Origin of the sequence: Sphingomonas endophytica (assembly GCF_001476895.1) — a bacterium.
Lineage (GTDB): Bacteria > Pseudomonadota > Alphaproteobacteria > Sphingomonadales > Sphingomonadaceae > Sphingomonas > Sphingomonas endophytica_A.
Map to the genome: position 1 here is coordinate 1 of NZ_LDTB01000265.1, position 724 is coordinate 724.

The 724-nt window shown below is 56.1% G+C and carries 2 protein-coding genes; both read left to right on the forward strand.

Annotation, left to right across the window (positions count from 1 at the left end; translation table 11 throughout):
- Positions 1 to 297, forward strand: a 297-nt coding sequence (locus tag NS334_RS17110; protein ID WP_193753169.1) for a fumarylacetoacetate hydrolase family protein, incomplete at its 5' end; no start/stop codon positions are given.
- 69 nt (positions 298 to 366) lie between these two features.
- Positions 367 to 724 (forward strand): (2Fe-2S)-binding protein (locus tag NS334_RS18005; RefSeq protein ID WP_241492023.1); only part of this gene is annotated, 358 nt, incomplete at its 3' end.

Genomic DNA, 724 nt, shown 5'->3' on the forward strand with positions numbered 1-724 from the left:
GGATATTCCCCGATCGGACCCTATTTAACGACTGGTGTCGATGGAATGCAGCTCGATATCTGGACCAAGTTGAACGGAAACTACGAGCAACGTGGCAATACAAGCGACATGCTGTTCGGTGTCCCCGAGATGCTTGCCTACTTCTCATCGCACATGACGTTGCTTCCCGGCGACATTTTGGCAACGGGCACGCCGCCTGGCGTTGGTTTCGGTAAAAATCGCTTCATGAAGGTAGGCGATGTGCTGGAATGCGGTATTGCCAATCTCGGCTCGCAACGTCACGAGATCACATCTTGATGCGGTAGATGGGAGTCGGCCGCGCGCGCCGTTACGTTGCCCTTAGTGCCGCAGAGGACGGGAGGTTTTGTGGCCATCATCAACATCAACATCAACGGCGCGACGCATGACGTGGACGTGCCGGCTGATATGCCCTTGCTGTGGGTTATTCGCGATGTTCTCGGTCTTACCGGTACGAAATTCGGTTGCGGGATTGCCCAATGCGGAGCATGCACCGTGCATGTCGGCGGGCTTGCGCTTAGATCATGTGTGCTGTCAATCGGTGACGTCGGCGCGCGCCCAGTGACGACGATCGAGGCGATTGGCGCCACTACCGAAGGCTCAAAGGTGCAGGCAGCCTGGCTCGAGCACGAAGTCATTCAGTGTGGATACTGTCAATCAGGTCAGATCATGACTGCTGCGGCACTTTTGAAGCATGTGCCAAATC